General features: G+C 63.8%; 8 protein-coding genes and 2 pseudogenes. 6 read left to right on the top strand and 4 right to left on the bottom strand.

The annotated features are described in order from the left end of the window. Nucleotides 1-33 precede the first annotated feature (33 nt). Complete coding sequence (locus NWE53_RS28865; protein WP_265055150.1) at nucleotides 34-939, bottom strand: arginase family protein; 906 nt, start codon at nucleotides 937-939, stop codon at nucleotides 34-36. After that, entirely contained in the window at nucleotides 939-1,466 is a 528-nt protein-coding gene (locus NWE53_RS28860) for a flavin reductase family protein (RefSeq protein WP_265055149.1), read from the bottom strand. The genes NWE53_RS28865 and NWE53_RS28860 overlap by 1 nt, the downstream gene beginning before the upstream one ends. Nucleotides 1,467-1,660: 194 nt before the next feature. On the opposite strand from NWE53_RS28860, the gene NWE53_RS28855 reads away from it, so the two are divergent. From NWE53_RS28855 to NWE53_RS28840, 4 genes are all read left to right on the top strand, one after another. Further along, entirely contained in the window at nucleotides 1,661-3,019 is a 1,359-nt protein-coding gene (locus tag NWE53_RS28855; protein WP_265055148.1) for an LLM class flavin-dependent oxidoreductase, read from the top strand. A gap of 580 nt (nucleotides 3,020-3,599) precedes the next feature. Next, on the top strand, nucleotides 3,600-3,779 hold the full coding sequence (locus NWE53_RS28850) for a hypothetical protein (RefSeq protein WP_265055147.1): 180 nt from the start codon (nucleotides 3,600-3,602) through the stop codon (nucleotides 3,777-3,779). Next, the gene (locus tag NWE53_RS28845) at nucleotides 3,772-5,124 is read left to right on the top strand and encodes an AtzE family amidohydrolase (protein ID WP_265055561.1); all 1,353 of its coding nucleotides are present in this window, start codon (nucleotides 3,772-3,774) and stop codon (nucleotides 5,122-5,124) included. The genes NWE53_RS28850 and NWE53_RS28845 overlap by 8 nt, the downstream gene beginning before the upstream one ends. Before the next feature lie 2 nt (nucleotides 5,125-5,126). Next, the gene (locus NWE53_RS28840; protein WP_265055146.1) at nucleotides 5,127-6,659 is read left to right on the top strand and encodes an amidohydrolase family protein; all 1,533 of its coding nucleotides are present in this window, start codon (nucleotides 5,127-5,129) and stop codon (nucleotides 6,657-6,659) included. 391 nt (nucleotides 6,660-7,050) lie between these two features. Here NWE53_RS28840 and NWE53_RS28835 read toward each other — a convergent pair whose 3' ends face one another. Next, on the bottom strand, nucleotides 7,051-8,436 hold the full coding sequence (locus NWE53_RS28835; RefSeq protein ID WP_265051783.1) for an IS1182 family transposase: 1,386 nt from the start codon (nucleotides 8,434-8,436) through the stop codon (nucleotides 7,051-7,053). Nucleotides 8,437-8,619: 183 nt separating this feature from the next. Between NWE53_RS28835 and NWE53_RS28830 the strand changes: the two are divergent. Beyond that, a pseudogene (locus NWE53_RS28830) lies at nucleotides 8,620-8,907 on the top strand (site-specific integrase); the annotation flags it as partial. On the opposite strand, the pseudogene NWE53_RS28825 reads toward NWE53_RS28830, so the two are convergent. After that, nucleotides 8,905-9,871: pseudogene (locus tag NWE53_RS28825) on the bottom strand (IS481 family transposase). The pseudogenes NWE53_RS28830 and NWE53_RS28825 overlap by 3 nt on opposite strands. Before the next feature lie 138 nt (nucleotides 9,872-10,009). Between NWE53_RS28825 and NWE53_RS28820 the strand changes: the two are divergent. Then, a complete protein-coding gene (locus NWE53_RS28820) occupies nucleotides 10,010-12,880 on the top strand; it encodes an ATP-binding protein (RefSeq protein WP_265055145.1) in 2,871 nt (956 codons plus the stop codon). Nucleotides 12,881-12,929: the final 49 nt, after the last annotated feature.

Raw genomic sequence — 12,929 nt, 5'->3', positions numbered from 1 at the left:
GGCGCCTTTGAAGCTCGGGTAACCTCTCGGCGATCAGTCGATCTTTGCGGCGAGGCCGGCAAGAAAATTCCACATTACGGTGCCGGCCAGGAAGGCCGTCATTCCGCCCGGATCATGCGGCGGGCTCACCGTGTTGACGTCGAGCACGCGGCTGTCGAGCGGCGCGAGCATCTCGAGGAAAGCCAGACCCTCATGCGCCTGGCAGCCGCCCCAGGTCGGCGTGCAGACGCCCGGCGCGACCGAGGGATCGAAGAAGTCCATATCGTAGCAGAGATAGACCGGCCGGTCGCCGATCGTCTCAAGCACGCGCTTTGCAACAGCCTGATAGCCGACCTCGCGCAGCTCCCGCATCGTGATCAGGTTGTAGCCGAGCTCACGGCAGAACTCGTAGATGCCCGGCACCATGGTAGGCCCGCGGATGCCGATCTGGAAGGATCGGCCGGCGTCGATCAGCCCCTCCTGCGCCATATGCCGGAACGAGGTCGCGACGTTATATCCTTGGATCGGATAGGCGTCGGTATGTGCGTCGATGTGGACGATACAGAGCCCGGGATGGTGCTTCGCCATGGCCCTGACCTGCGGCAGCGTCACGGCGCCGTCGCCCCCCATCGTCACCGCGATGATGTTCTCGCCCAGGATCTGCGACACAGCGCTCTCGATCGCCGCATAGGACTGCTCGATCAGGCTGGCGGTCACCGGAACGTCGCCCAGGTCGACGAGCCCGAGCCGGTCGAGGACATCGATATTGTTGCGCGGGTCATAGCGGCGCAGATGCGTCGACATCGTCCGGATCGAGGCCGGGCCCATCCGCGAACCGATCCGGTCAGGGTGGGTGCCGCAGTCGAAGGGAATGCCGACGATGGCGGCCTTGCAGGTCCGCCCCGGCGCGCCGAACGGCGCGCCGAGCCAAGTCTGGGGGGGTACGAATGCGGTCGTCATCAGCGGGCTGCCTCTTCTGTCATGCGCTGGTGCAAATGGTGATAGGCGCCGCGGAAATAGAGCAGCGGCGCGCCGCCCTCGTGCCAGTCCGTCGCGCTCATGTGTTTCACTTGGCCGATGACGATGTGGTGGTCTCCGGCCTCGTGCTCGGCGAAGACCTCGCAATCCAGCCACATCAGCGATTGTTCGATCAGCGGGTTTCCGCCCGGCGACAGGCGCCAGTCCACGCCCGCCCATTTCGGTCCTCCGGAGCGCGCAAAGCCCTGGGAGATATGCTGCTGGCCCTCCGCCAGTACGTTGACCGAGAATCGCCCGGCCGGCCGGATGCGCGGCCAGGATGTTGATGACCGCATGGCGCAGAAGGAGACAAGGGGCGGAGCCAGCGAGACGCTGGAGAAAGACTGGCAGGTAAAGCCCGCGGGCTCGTCACCGACGAGCCCGCCGATGATCGTTATACCGGAGGCATAGTGCCCCAGCCTGTCCCGGAATTGATTGGCATCGATCGCCGATGCTCGCACCACGTCCATGCTCCTTCATTGTCCGGATGTGTCTCCGGTGGCCGGCAGTTGTTTCGTGTTCCATTTGCGGGTTCCGGCCCGCGCAATCTAGCAGGCGGCTTCCCTGCCGAGCTTCGGCATTCGATCAACCGAGGTTTCGGCATTCGGCAACCACCAGCGACGCGACGCCATTATAGTGCGCCCCACAGCACGAGATTTGCCGCATGAGGCGAGCCCGATCGATGAACGACAGTAGAATGATGAACCTTGGCGTCCTGATCAGCGATGTCGGCGTGCACCCTGCGGCCTGGCTCGATCCGAACAGCCCGCTCGGCGGCGAGATCAGCTTCCCGTTCTATCTGAAGCTGGCCAGGCTCGCCGAAGCCGGCAAGCTCGACTTCTTCTTCGTCGCCGACACGCTGGCGTCGCGGGCGGGCGACATGGCCGGTGTCACGCGGCAATGCGCCTACACCGGGCATTTCGAACCCCTGACCTTGATGGCAGCCCTTGCCGCCGCGACGCAGCACATCGGCCTCGCGGCGACGATCTCCTCGACCTATTCCGAGCCCTACAACGCGGCGCGGATGTTCGCCTCGCTCGATCACATCAGCGGCGGCCGGGCCGGCTGGAACGTCGTCACGACAGCCTATGCGCCCGCAGCCGCGAATTTCGGCCGGGACATGCAAGACGATCATGCGCTGCGCTATCGCCGGGCCAACGAGTTCGTCGACGTCATGAACGGGCTGTGGGACAGCTGGGACGACGACGCCTTCATCCGCGACCGCGCGAGCGGCATCCATTTCGATCCGGCGAAGCGGCATCCGCTCGAACACAAGGGCGAGTTCTACAGGGTGAAGGGGCCGCTCAACGTCCCAAGGCCGCCGCAAGGCCGCCCCGTCGCGATCAGCGCAGGCGGTTCGGAACCCGGCAAGGAGCTCGCGGCACGCACCTCGGAGGTCGTCTTCAGCGTCGACCGCGATCTCCCCAGCGCACGCGCCTATTATCAGGACCTCAAGGGCCGCATGGCGAAGCACGGCCGGGCACCGCATGAGCTGGCGGTGATGACCGCGCTGAACCCCTTCGTCGGCGAAACCGACGAACAGGCGCAGGAGGCGTTCGCCGAGCTCCAGGGCAGGATCCATCCCGATGTTGGCCGCGCGATTCTGTCTGTCGATCTCGAGGTCGATCTGCGCGGGCTGCCCGTCGATGAACCGATCCCGGACGGGATGCTTCCAGCCAGGGCAAACGCCACCACCTCCTATTTCGACATGATGCGGCAGGCGATGGGCGAGAAGACGCTGACCGTCCGCCAGCTCTACGAGGCAGTCGCAGCATCGCGGGGCGGCATGAACGCGGTGGTCGGCTCCGCCAGGACGATCGCCGACCGGATGGAAGAATGGTTCTGCGACGGCGCCACTGACGGCTTCATGGTGCGGATCTCGCATCTACCGGACGGGCTGGACAGGTTCGTGTCTTTGGTCGTGCCGGAGCTGCAGAGGCGCGGTCTGTTCCGCAAGGACTACGCGGGCACGACGCTGCGCGATCATCTCGGGCTTGCGCGCCCGCAGCCGCGCCGCGGCTGATCCGTGGATTCAGTGAAGACCTTGCCGGATGAAAGCAAACAAAGATGGTTTGTATGCTTTCATGAATGGCCTCAAAATGGGCTGATAGTGCCATGAGCGTGGGTGGAACGCTGCACCTGCCGGGATAACAGACCATGTATCCCGGCTCCTCCAAATCCCTGTCCGGCAGCAGTCGACCAGCACTCCGGACGGCCGATGTGGCTTGACGGCCTGTTCGTGACATGGGCGATGCGAAGTCGTCGCGCGCCGCCTCCACCATAAGCGCCATGCGATCGAGCGTCAGATCGCCCGGAACGTCGATCGTCAACTCCTCAGCACCGCGCCGGCATTCCCAAGCATAGCGCTCCCCGCAGAGCATCCTAAGCTGAATGTACGGTGGTTATCGAGGTCGCTCGAGCGGGTCCGAGAATTGCTTAGCAACCGAAACCCGCGAGGGTCTCGATTCCTGGAGCTTGTCATGTTCGACATCGCAATCGATGCCCCGAGACGGGGATGCCCGCCTCGACAGGGCAAACAACCCCTGAGCGCACGTAGCGATCGCGGCCGCTCGCACCCTTGACACCCTATGAAGGAAGATCAAATGAACGACACGGTTCTGGATCATCTTAGCAGGTCGCTCGGGCTGGCGCTCGACGATGGCATCAGGGCCGAGGTCCGGCCGGCGCTTGAACAGTTCATCGAGCAGGGCAGGATGTTGCTGGACACCGTCGCTCAGCTCGACGACACGCTACCCGCACCGGTCTTCGTTGCCGATGTCTGAAACAGCCTACGCAATTGCTGCCGATATCCGCAGCGGGCAGAGAAGAGCCGTCGACGTGGTCGGTGCGGCTCTGGCCCGCATCGCCGAGCATGACACGGCCATCAACGCCTTCACCGCAGTGGTGGGCGAGCAGGCGCTCGCCGATGCGGCCATAGTCGATGCCAAAATCGAGCGTGGCGAGGAGGTCGGCCCGCTGGCCGGCGTCCCCTTCGCCGTCAAGAACTTGTTCGACGTCGCTGGGTTGACGACGCTCGCAGGCTCAAAGGTTCTGCAGGATGCGTCGCCCGCAGTCAGCGACTCCTTTGGCGTCGCCACGCTTCGTCGGGCCGATGCGGTGCTTGTCGGCGCACTGAACATGGACGAGTTCGCCTGCGGCATCACCACGGAAAACGCCCATTACGGGCCGACCCGTAACCCCCTTGCCCTTGAGCACGTCGCCGGCGGCTCCTCTGGCGGCTCCGCGGCGGCAGTCGCTGCCGGCATGGTTCCGCTGACGCTCGGCACTGACACCGGCGGCTCGATTCGCGTCCCCGCCGCGATGTGCGGCATCTGGGGCTTGAAGCCGACCTTTGGGCGGCTTTCGCGGAGTGGTGTCGTCCCCTTCTCCTGGAGCATGGACCACATCGGCCCGTTGGCCGCCGATCTCCGGGATCTCGCTCTCGGCTACGATGTGCTGCAGGGGCGGGACGTTCACGACCACGCACAGGCAGACCGGCCTGCTGCTCCGGTTTCTCATTTGCTCAACGGCACCGCCAGCGGGCTCAGGGTCGCGATGCTCGGCGGCTGGTTCTTCGAGAATGCGAGCGAGGATGCAATCGGCGTCGTCACCGAGGCAGCGAAGCGGATCGGTGTGACGAGGACAGTCGTGCTCGACCGCACGGATGCAGCGCGCGCAGCGATGAACCTGATCGTGATGAGTGAGGCCGGCGCGTCACAATTGCCGGCACTGCGTCAGCGTGCCCGCGACTTCGACCCCATGACACGCGGCCGCATGCTCGCCGGCGCCATGCTGCCCGCCGCCTACATCAGCGCCGCGCAGCGGTTCCGCTCCTGGTATCGACGACAGGCGGAGGCCCTGTTCCGTGAGGTCGACGTGCTGATCGCCCCGGCCCTGCCATTTCCGGCAATCCGGATCGGCCAGGACAGCATCCTGCTCAACGGCAGGCAGGTCGCCTCGCGGCCATGCTATCCGGCCCTGACGGCTCCTCTCAGCTTCATCGGCCTGCCGGTGATCAGCATGCCTGTGCCGCGACCGGGCGGATTGCCGCTCGGCATCCAGATCGTGGCGCGTCCTTTCGCCGAAGGCGACGCCTTCCGGGTTGCTGCGGCACTCAAGGAGATTTGACGATGACCGCCTATCTGCTCTGTCCAGACCTCACTATCCGAGGCGCCGAGGAGCCGGAGGCGCGGCCGGAGGCAGTGCTCGTCGAGGACGGGAGGATCGCCGCCATCGGCCCGGCCGATGCCATCGGCGCCGGCGCGCAACGGATCGAACTCAATGGGCAGATCCTGCTGCCGGGTCTAGTCAACGCCCATCAGCACGGGCGCGGCATCACGAGTCTGCAGCTCGGCTACGAGGACGGCATCCTCGAACACTGGATGATCGACCGACGTCGCCGGCGCTCGATGGATCCCTATGCCGCCGCCTTGCTGGCGGCGGCGGAGATGATCGCGGCCGGTGTCACTGCCACGATCCAGGCCAACACGCCCTACGGCACGGGCGATTATGCGAACGAACTGCGCGGCTCGATCCGGGCCTATACCGAGGCGGGCTTGCGCGCCATGGTTGGGGTCGGTGCGATGGACCGCGCCTTCTTCGTCTATCCGCATGAGGCCGATGAACATTTTCGCGCGACTTTGCCCGAGGATTTGGCACCTGCCGCCTACCCATCCGGGACCGTCTATGCCGGTGACGGGCCGGCGACGATCGCGCTGATGGAGAGCCTGCGGGCGGAGACAGCCGGCTCGACGCTGATCTCGCTCGCCTATGCTCCCGCGGGGCCACAATGGGTGTCGGACGGGCTGTTCGCCGCGCTCGCCGCCGATGCGAAGCGAAATGGCACACCGATCCATATGCATGCACTTGAATCCTGGGCGCAGGTGCGCACTCTTCAGCGGCTCTACCCAGAGGGGCTGATGCGCCGGATGGAGGCCCTCGGCGTTCTCGGCCCGCTCACCTCGTTGGCGCATGCCGTCTGGCTCAGCGACGACGACCTTGCCGTCGCCGCCCGGCATGGCGTAACCGTCGTGCGTAATCCCGGTTCGAATCTGCGCCTCAGGGCCGGCATCGCCCCGCTCGACGCTTATCTCGAAGCCGGCGTCAGCGTTGCGATCGGAACCGACAATACAGCCATCAACGACGACGAGGATCTGCTGGCTGAACTGCGGCTCGCCGGACGGCTGGCCGGCGGCGCCGGTTGGCGGGACGCGACCGGCCCCGATGCGCGCGCGCTGCTACGCATGGCGACGACGGCGGGAGCCAGCGCGATGGGGCTTGCTGGCCAGATAGGCATCATCCGTGCGGGCGCCCGCGCGGACATCATCGCGATCGACCGCTCGGCACTGGGATCCTATGTCAGCCCGGCGATTGCCCCACTTTCATTGCTGATGGGCCGCGCAGGCGCGCGGCATGTGCGGATGACAATGTGCGACGGGCGCATCCTCTATCGCAACGGTCATTATGCCGATCTCGACATTGAGGCCGTACGGGCCGCGGCGGCGGCCTCGGCGAGCGGCGCCGAGGAGGTTCGCAATGCCGAAAATGTCGAGAAGTTGCTCGGCATTGCTAACCGGCACTATGTCGATAACGAGCACGCGGGTACCGCCGTGACCTGGACGCCCCGCGCGCGCAACTGGATCGCGCCGATTTCCGAGGACTGAGCGGCGATACTGCACCCGAGCATGAGGTCATCGGTGATGACCGCCTCCACCGCCAACGGGATTCGCCTCGTCGTCACCGCTTAGCGCGCCTGAGTGGCGACGCTGTTCGCAAAGGCTGGCTGCGGGCAGCCAAGGCGAGCCCGGCACTACCCCGCGACACCTATGGTGCGGGCGAAGATTTTGCGCAGCGCCTGTTGTCCCAGCACGGCAAGGCGCGAGGGCCCCGCCTAAGGCGGCAGCAACGGGGCGGATCCGGTCAACGCCGTCGCGCTCTCCATGTCCGCTTTCCGGCACGCCGCTAGAGTCCGCTCCTGGCGGATACCGTTGAAAAAGTCGGCCCTGAGATCGGCGCTGGCGGGGAGCGGATTTAGCAGAGTAGGGCTTCGCTTGGTCAGGCAGGCCTGACCTGCGGCCCGTTTGGCTTGAGTTTGGCGAGCTTCCTGAGGTTCTGGGCTGCTGCGGCGAGGTGGAACTCGTCTCTGGCGCCATTCGGTCCGCGCAGTCGCAACCGGTCGAGCCGCAAGATGCGCTTGAGGTGAGCAAACAGCATCTCGACCTTTTTCCGTTCGCGCCGCGAGGTGACATAGGCGTCGGTCTCGGCGATGTCCCTGGCCATGTCGCGGGCGCCCTCATGGATCGAGCGCAGGATCTTGCGAGCGGGCATGTTGGGTGAGCACTGCGGCTTCAGCGAGCAGGCGTCGCAGTCGAACTTGCTGGCGCGGTAACGCATCATGCCCTCGTCATCGACGAGCGGCCGCTCGGTTCGATAGGCCTTCTGGCGCGGCCTCAACTCCTTCCCGCCCGGGCAGGTGTAGCGATCGCGCGCGTGGTCATAGGCGAAGTCGGAGCGGCTGAAGGTGCCGTCGCTGCGCTGGGATTTGTCGAAGACCGGGATATGCGGCTCGATCCCGCGCTTATGCACCAGCCAGGCGAGGTTCTCGGCCGAGCCATAGGCGCTGTCGGCGGCTAGCCTGGCCGGCCAGAGGCCAAAACGCTCCTGCGTTCGGTCGAGCATGGTCCGGGCCGAGCCGACTTCGGCCTGCCGGATGGCGCGGCTGGCCTCGACATCGACGATGACGGCGTGGTCGAGGTCGATCAGGTAGTTGGTGGCGTAGGCGAAGAAGGCATGCCCCTTCAAAGCGCCGGTCCATTGCGCGGCCGGATCGGCGCGCGACACGAACTTCGGCTTCGCCTCGCTCGCCGCGCCCCAGGCGGCCTCATCGAGCGTATCGAGATATTCGCGCACCGAGCGACGCGTCCGGGCGAGATCGTGCCAGTCGACCAGCTCTGAGGCGTCCGCGGAACGTTGCTTGTTCGCATCGGCCTTGATCAGGCTGGCATCGACCGCGAAGCCTTCTCCGCCCACGAGCCCTTCTTCGATGCAACGCCGGACGGTCGTCTCGAACAGCTCACGCAGAAGATCGCTCTCGCGGAAGCGGCCATGCCGGTTCTTCGAGAAGGTCGAGTGATCGGGAACGTCGCCCTCAAGCCCGAGCCGGCAGAACCAGCGATAGGCGAGGTTCAGGTGCACCTCCTCGCACAGGCGCCGCTCGGAACGGATGCCGAAGCAATAGCCGATGAGCAGCATCCGGATCATCAGCTCCGGATCGATCGAGGGCCGACCCATCTCGCTGTAGAACGGCCGCAGATGTGCGCGGATCTCGGAAAGATCGACGAACCGGTCTATCGACCGCACCCAATGATCGTCCGGCACGTGACGCTCAAGACTGAACTCGTAGAACAGCGCCTCCTGCGCCACCCGCCGTTCACCCATCATCGCGCCGCCCTCCGCCCAAGACGACTGAATCAGGACTTCACACCCGCAGCAACGACGACTTTTTCAACGACATCGGCGCGAGGCGGCCACGCACCACGCAAATGAGCCTTGGAAGAGGCTGATTGGCGCCTGCGCATTTGATAGTATTGTCTTGGATGCGGCACCCCACGAAGGGGATATGCCATGGATACCCAAGCGCAAGACGAACTGCAGCATCAGGCTTGGAACTTCGGACGAATCATCGGCCCGAAGCCACCTCTGAAGCCAAGGCACATCTGGGCTATTCGCACCCGGCTACAACATGACGGGCGTGTTCGCGATCTCGCCATGTTCAACCTCGCGATCGACAGCAAGCTACGCGGATGCGATCTCGTTCGCCTTCGCGTCGGCGACGTCATCCTTGGCGGCACGGTTCGGCTCCGAACCGCCATCGTTCAACAGAAGACCGGGCGGCCCGTACCATTCGAACTAGGTGTTTAGTCCCGGCATTTGGTGGATTGGATCGAGGGTGAATCGTTTCCGGCTCTGAAGTCCAGCGCTTGCAGATGAACTCGTAGGGCGTGAGGCCTTTGAGGGTCTTCAGGCGCCGGCCGAAATTGTAAGCTGAGACGAAGTCCTGGAGGTGACGATCGAGCTGGTCGTGGCTGTCGTAGTGATAGCGTTTGACGGTCGCGTCTTTGATCGTCCGGTTCATTCGCTCGACCTGCCCATTGGTCCAGGGATGGTTGATCTTGGTGAAGCGGTGCTCGATGCCATTCTCGCGGCAGCGCATCGCGAACATGTGGGTGATGTAACGGGCCGTGGGACCGTTGGCGTAGCGCGGCGGGAAGCGGAATTGGATGCCGTTGTCGGTCAGGATCGTATGGACCCTGTAGGGAACGGCTGCGATCAGGGCGACGAGGAAAGCTGAGGCCGTCACCCGGTTGGCGCTCTCCACCAGTTGCACGAAGGCGAATTTGCTCGTCCGATCGATCGCGACAAACAGATAGAGCTTTCCTTCGGCGGTCTGGACCTCGGCGATGTCGATGTGGAAGAAGCCGATCGGATAGGACTTGAACCGCTTCTTCGGCTCCTTGTCGCCCTCGATCTCCGGTAGCCGGCTGATGCCGTGCCGTTGCAGGCAGCGATGCAACGACGAACGGGTCAGATGCGGGATCGTGGCCTGAAGCGCGTAGAGGCAGTCATCCAAAGGCAGCAGGGTATGTCGTCGAAAGGCGACGATGATCGCCTCTTCCTCGGCTGACAGAACCGTCGAAGCCGGCTGCTGCGGGCCCGTCGGCAGATCAGCCACCGAGGCCCGCTTCTTCCACTTCGCGACGGTCTTCTGGTTGAGGCCGTAGCGCTTTGCCAGAGCCCTCAGGCTCGCTTGACTATGCTGTATCGCTCGACGGATCGCCTCCGTCGTTGTGGCGCTCCCGTGCAGAACCTGGCCCATAGTGCCTCCTTCCATCCGATGGAAAAGATCGCACCATCAAAACCTGGGATCAAACAGGAGAGGGAGGCCTCGGCTTACATATTGCTTGACCAGTCAGATAATCGAATACTTCGACGGTAGCCGGAGCTATGTCGCCGAATGGACCAGGCATCATTACCCGCCAGGCTACCGGGCGGCGTCGGGCTCGCGTTTGGGGAGTTTTGCCTCCATCCTGATCAGCACCGCCTGTTTCAACATAACGAACCAGTACAGGTTGGAAGCCGAGCTCTTGAAATTTTGATCGCCTTGACCGAGCGCGTCGGCGAGGTTGTTACTAAAGATGAATTGCTGGCACGCGCCTGGCCAAACGCTACTGTCGAAGAGTCGAACCTCAGAGCTCAGGTAGCCCTGCTTCGGAGAATCCTTGGCGATAACCAGGCCGCCGCGCACTACATCGCTGCGGTTCCAGGCCGCGGCTACCGGTTTGTGGCTCCGGTCTTGTATTCCGATCTCAATATCAAAGCCGAGTTAGTCGGCGCCCAGAGCAACCTCCCACGACAGCTGACGCAGGTAATCGGGCGTGAGCAGGCGATCAAGGCCGTACGAGGCCGCTTTCAGAGATCCCGTCTCACCACGGTCGTGGGACCGGGCGGTATCGGCAAGACCACGCTCTGTCTCGCCATTGCTGAACAACTCTTGTCGTCGTATGAGCATGGCGTCTGCTTTCTTGATCTGGCGCCGCTTGCGAACGCCCAGCTTGTGCCAAGCGTTCTGGCGGCTGCACTCGGTCTTGCTGACGGGACTTCGGACCCGCTTCCCGGTGTGATCACGTATTTGCGTGAAAGGCGGATGCTGCTGATCTTCGACAGTTGCGAGCTGGTTCTTGATGCTTCAGCTCGGTTGGCGGAGACGCTTCTCAAAAAAGCTCCAGAACTTCACATCCTCGCCACCAGCCGAGAGGCTTTGCGGGCGGAAGGCGAAAGCGTTTATCGCCTCGCTCCCCTCGAGATGCCCGCCGCGTCTGCGGGATTGACCGCCGCGGACGCACTAACTTTCCCGGCCGTCCAGCTGTTTGTCGATCGCGCGACGTCACTCGGCAGTGGCTTCGAGCTCGACGACAATGAGGCGCCTGTCGTCGCTGACATCTGTCGCCAGCTTGATGGGATTGCATTGGCGATTGAGCTTGCGGCGGGCCGCGTCGAGGCGTTTGGCACGCGAGGAATCGCGGAACTCCTCGACGACCGCTTCCGGCTGTTGACTGGCGGTCGGCGTACCGCTCTCCCGAGGCATCAGACGCTCGCTGCTACGCTCGATTGGAGTTACGAGGCGCTGTCGGCGCCGGAGCAGGCGGTCCTGCGTCGCCTCGCCGTGTTTGCCGGCGAGTTTACGCTTGAGGCCGTCAACGCCATCATGAGCGGTGCCGGCGACTTAGCCACCGACATCCGCAATCATCTGGCAAATTTGATCGCTAAGTCTCTCGTCGCGGCGGAAGCCCACGGAGAAGTCGCACGCTACCGGTTGCTCGATACAACCCGTGCCTATGCGCTGGCCAAACTTTCGGAACGAAGCGAGCTAGGTTGCGCCATGCGGCGCGTGGCCGACTATTTGTGCGCAGTGCTGAAGCACGCGCATGGCGAAGTCGACACATTGCCCGGTGATGAGTGGCTCGGCCGGTACGGCCGACACATCAACAATGTGCGCATGGTTCTGGACTGGACTTATTCGACCCAGGGCGATTCAGAGGTCGGCCTCGCAGTGACCGTGGCCGCCATCCCGCTTTGGTATCAGCTGTCGTCGGTCGACGAATGCCTGAGCGGTGTTCAGCGCGCATTGTCGGGCCTTGGCCCGGGAGCAGTCCGGGATGCGCAGGCGCGCCAGGTCATGCAGCTTTACCGAGCTCTCGGTCTGTCTCAAGCTTTCAAGGTCGGCTTCGCGCCGCAAGCTCCGGCTGCGTTCGCCAAGGCATTGGAGATAGCCGAAGACCTCGCCGATGGTGAGGCTCAGTTGGAGGCCCTTTGGGGTTTGTGGCTCTGTCAGGTAGGCATGGGTGAGTACCGAGCGTCACTTGAACTCGCACAACGGTTCATGACGCTCGCCGAAAGTAGCCTCGATCGCTTCATCGGCGATCGGATGCTCAGCATGACACTGTTTTCGATGGGGGATTGTCGGGGCGCTCGTAATCATGCCGATCGTATGCTTGCTCACGATGTCTCCGCCGCCGGAAGCAGCCCAGCCAGTTCGGTACGCTTTCGATTCGGACAATCCGTGACCGCCCGCGTGCAGCCGGCTCAACTCCTCTGGATGCAGGGCTTCCCTGATCAGGCAGTGGAGGCTGTGCACCACGCAATCGATGCTGCTCGAGAAACCGGCCACGCGATTTCACTATGTGATGCCTTATCGCGTTGGGGATGTCCCGTCTGGGTTCACGTCGGGGATTTGGCGGCTGCGGATCTCGCGATCACGACTTTGCTCGACCAGGCGGCAACAAATGCGCTTGGCCCATGGGAGGTATTCGGCCGCTGCTGGAAGGGCACGCTCTTGATCAAGCAGGGTCTGCTTGACCGCGGGATTCCACTTCTCCGGACGGCGCTGGGCGAACTTCAACAGGGGAGATTGTTCACTCTCTACAACATCAGATTTTCCGGCTTCCTCGCCGAAGCGCTAGCGCTTTCGGGGCAAGTCGATGAGGCTCGCTCACTCGTCGAAGCCGCTATCCTGCGGAGCGAGGAAAAAGAGGAGCTTTGGTGCGTCGCCGAGCTTTTGCGCGTCAAGGGCGAGATTCTGTTGCAGGAAGGCGTCGGCGCAGCTTTGGTCGAGCCGTGTTTCCTTGAATCTATCAAGCGGGCGCAACAGCAGGACGCTCTGTCGTGGGAGCTCCGAGCCAGCATGAGCTTTGCCCGTTTCCTACGCGGCCGCGGGGAGATCGTTCAAGCGCATCGGTCGCTGGCGACGGTGTACAGCCGGTTCGGCGAAGGCTTTGAGACAGCCGATCTGAGAGCCGCGAAGGCTCTCCTGGCCGAATTGTCCTAGCCTGACCATCAGCGCGTTTGTACGCAGCGCTGGCGCGGCCACACAAGAA

Origin of the sequence: Bosea sp. NBC_00550 (assembly GCF_026020075.1) — a bacterium.
Lineage (GTDB): Bacteria > Pseudomonadota > Alphaproteobacteria > Rhizobiales > Beijerinckiaceae > Allobosea.
Note: the sequence above shows the minus strand (reverse complement) of the source record. Positions and strands in the feature narration are given on the sequence as shown.

Coding starts and splice junctions, on each gene's coding strand:
- NWE53_RS28855 (WP_265055148.1), top strand. CDS start 1,661: ATGAGGCGAGCCCGATCGATGAACGACAGTAGAATGATGAACCTTGGC.
- NWE53_RS28840 (WP_265055146.1), top strand. CDS start 5,127: ATGACCGCCTATCTGCTCTGTCCAGACCTCACTATCCGAGGCGCCGAG.
- NWE53_RS28860 (WP_265055149.1), bottom strand. CDS start 1,466: ATGGACGTGGTGCGAGCATCGGCGATCGATGCCAATCAATTCCGGGAC.
- NWE53_RS28820 (WP_265055145.1), top strand. CDS start 10,010: ATGGACCAGGCATCATTACCCGCCAGGCTACCGGGCGGCGTCGGGCTC.
- NWE53_RS28865 (WP_265055150.1), bottom strand. CDS start 939: ATGACGACCGCATTCGTACCCCCCCAGACTTGGCTCGGCGCGCCGTTC.
- NWE53_RS28850 (WP_265055147.1), top strand. CDS start 3,600: ATGAACGACACGGTTCTGGATCATCTTAGCAGGTCGCTCGGGCTGGCG.
- NWE53_RS28835 (WP_265051783.1), bottom strand. CDS start 8,436: ATGATGGGTGAACGGCGGGTGGCGCAGGAGGCGCTGTTCTACGAGTTC.
- NWE53_RS28845 (WP_265055561.1), top strand. CDS start 3,772: ATGTCTGAAACAGCCTACGCAATTGCTGCCGATATCCGCAGCGGGCAG.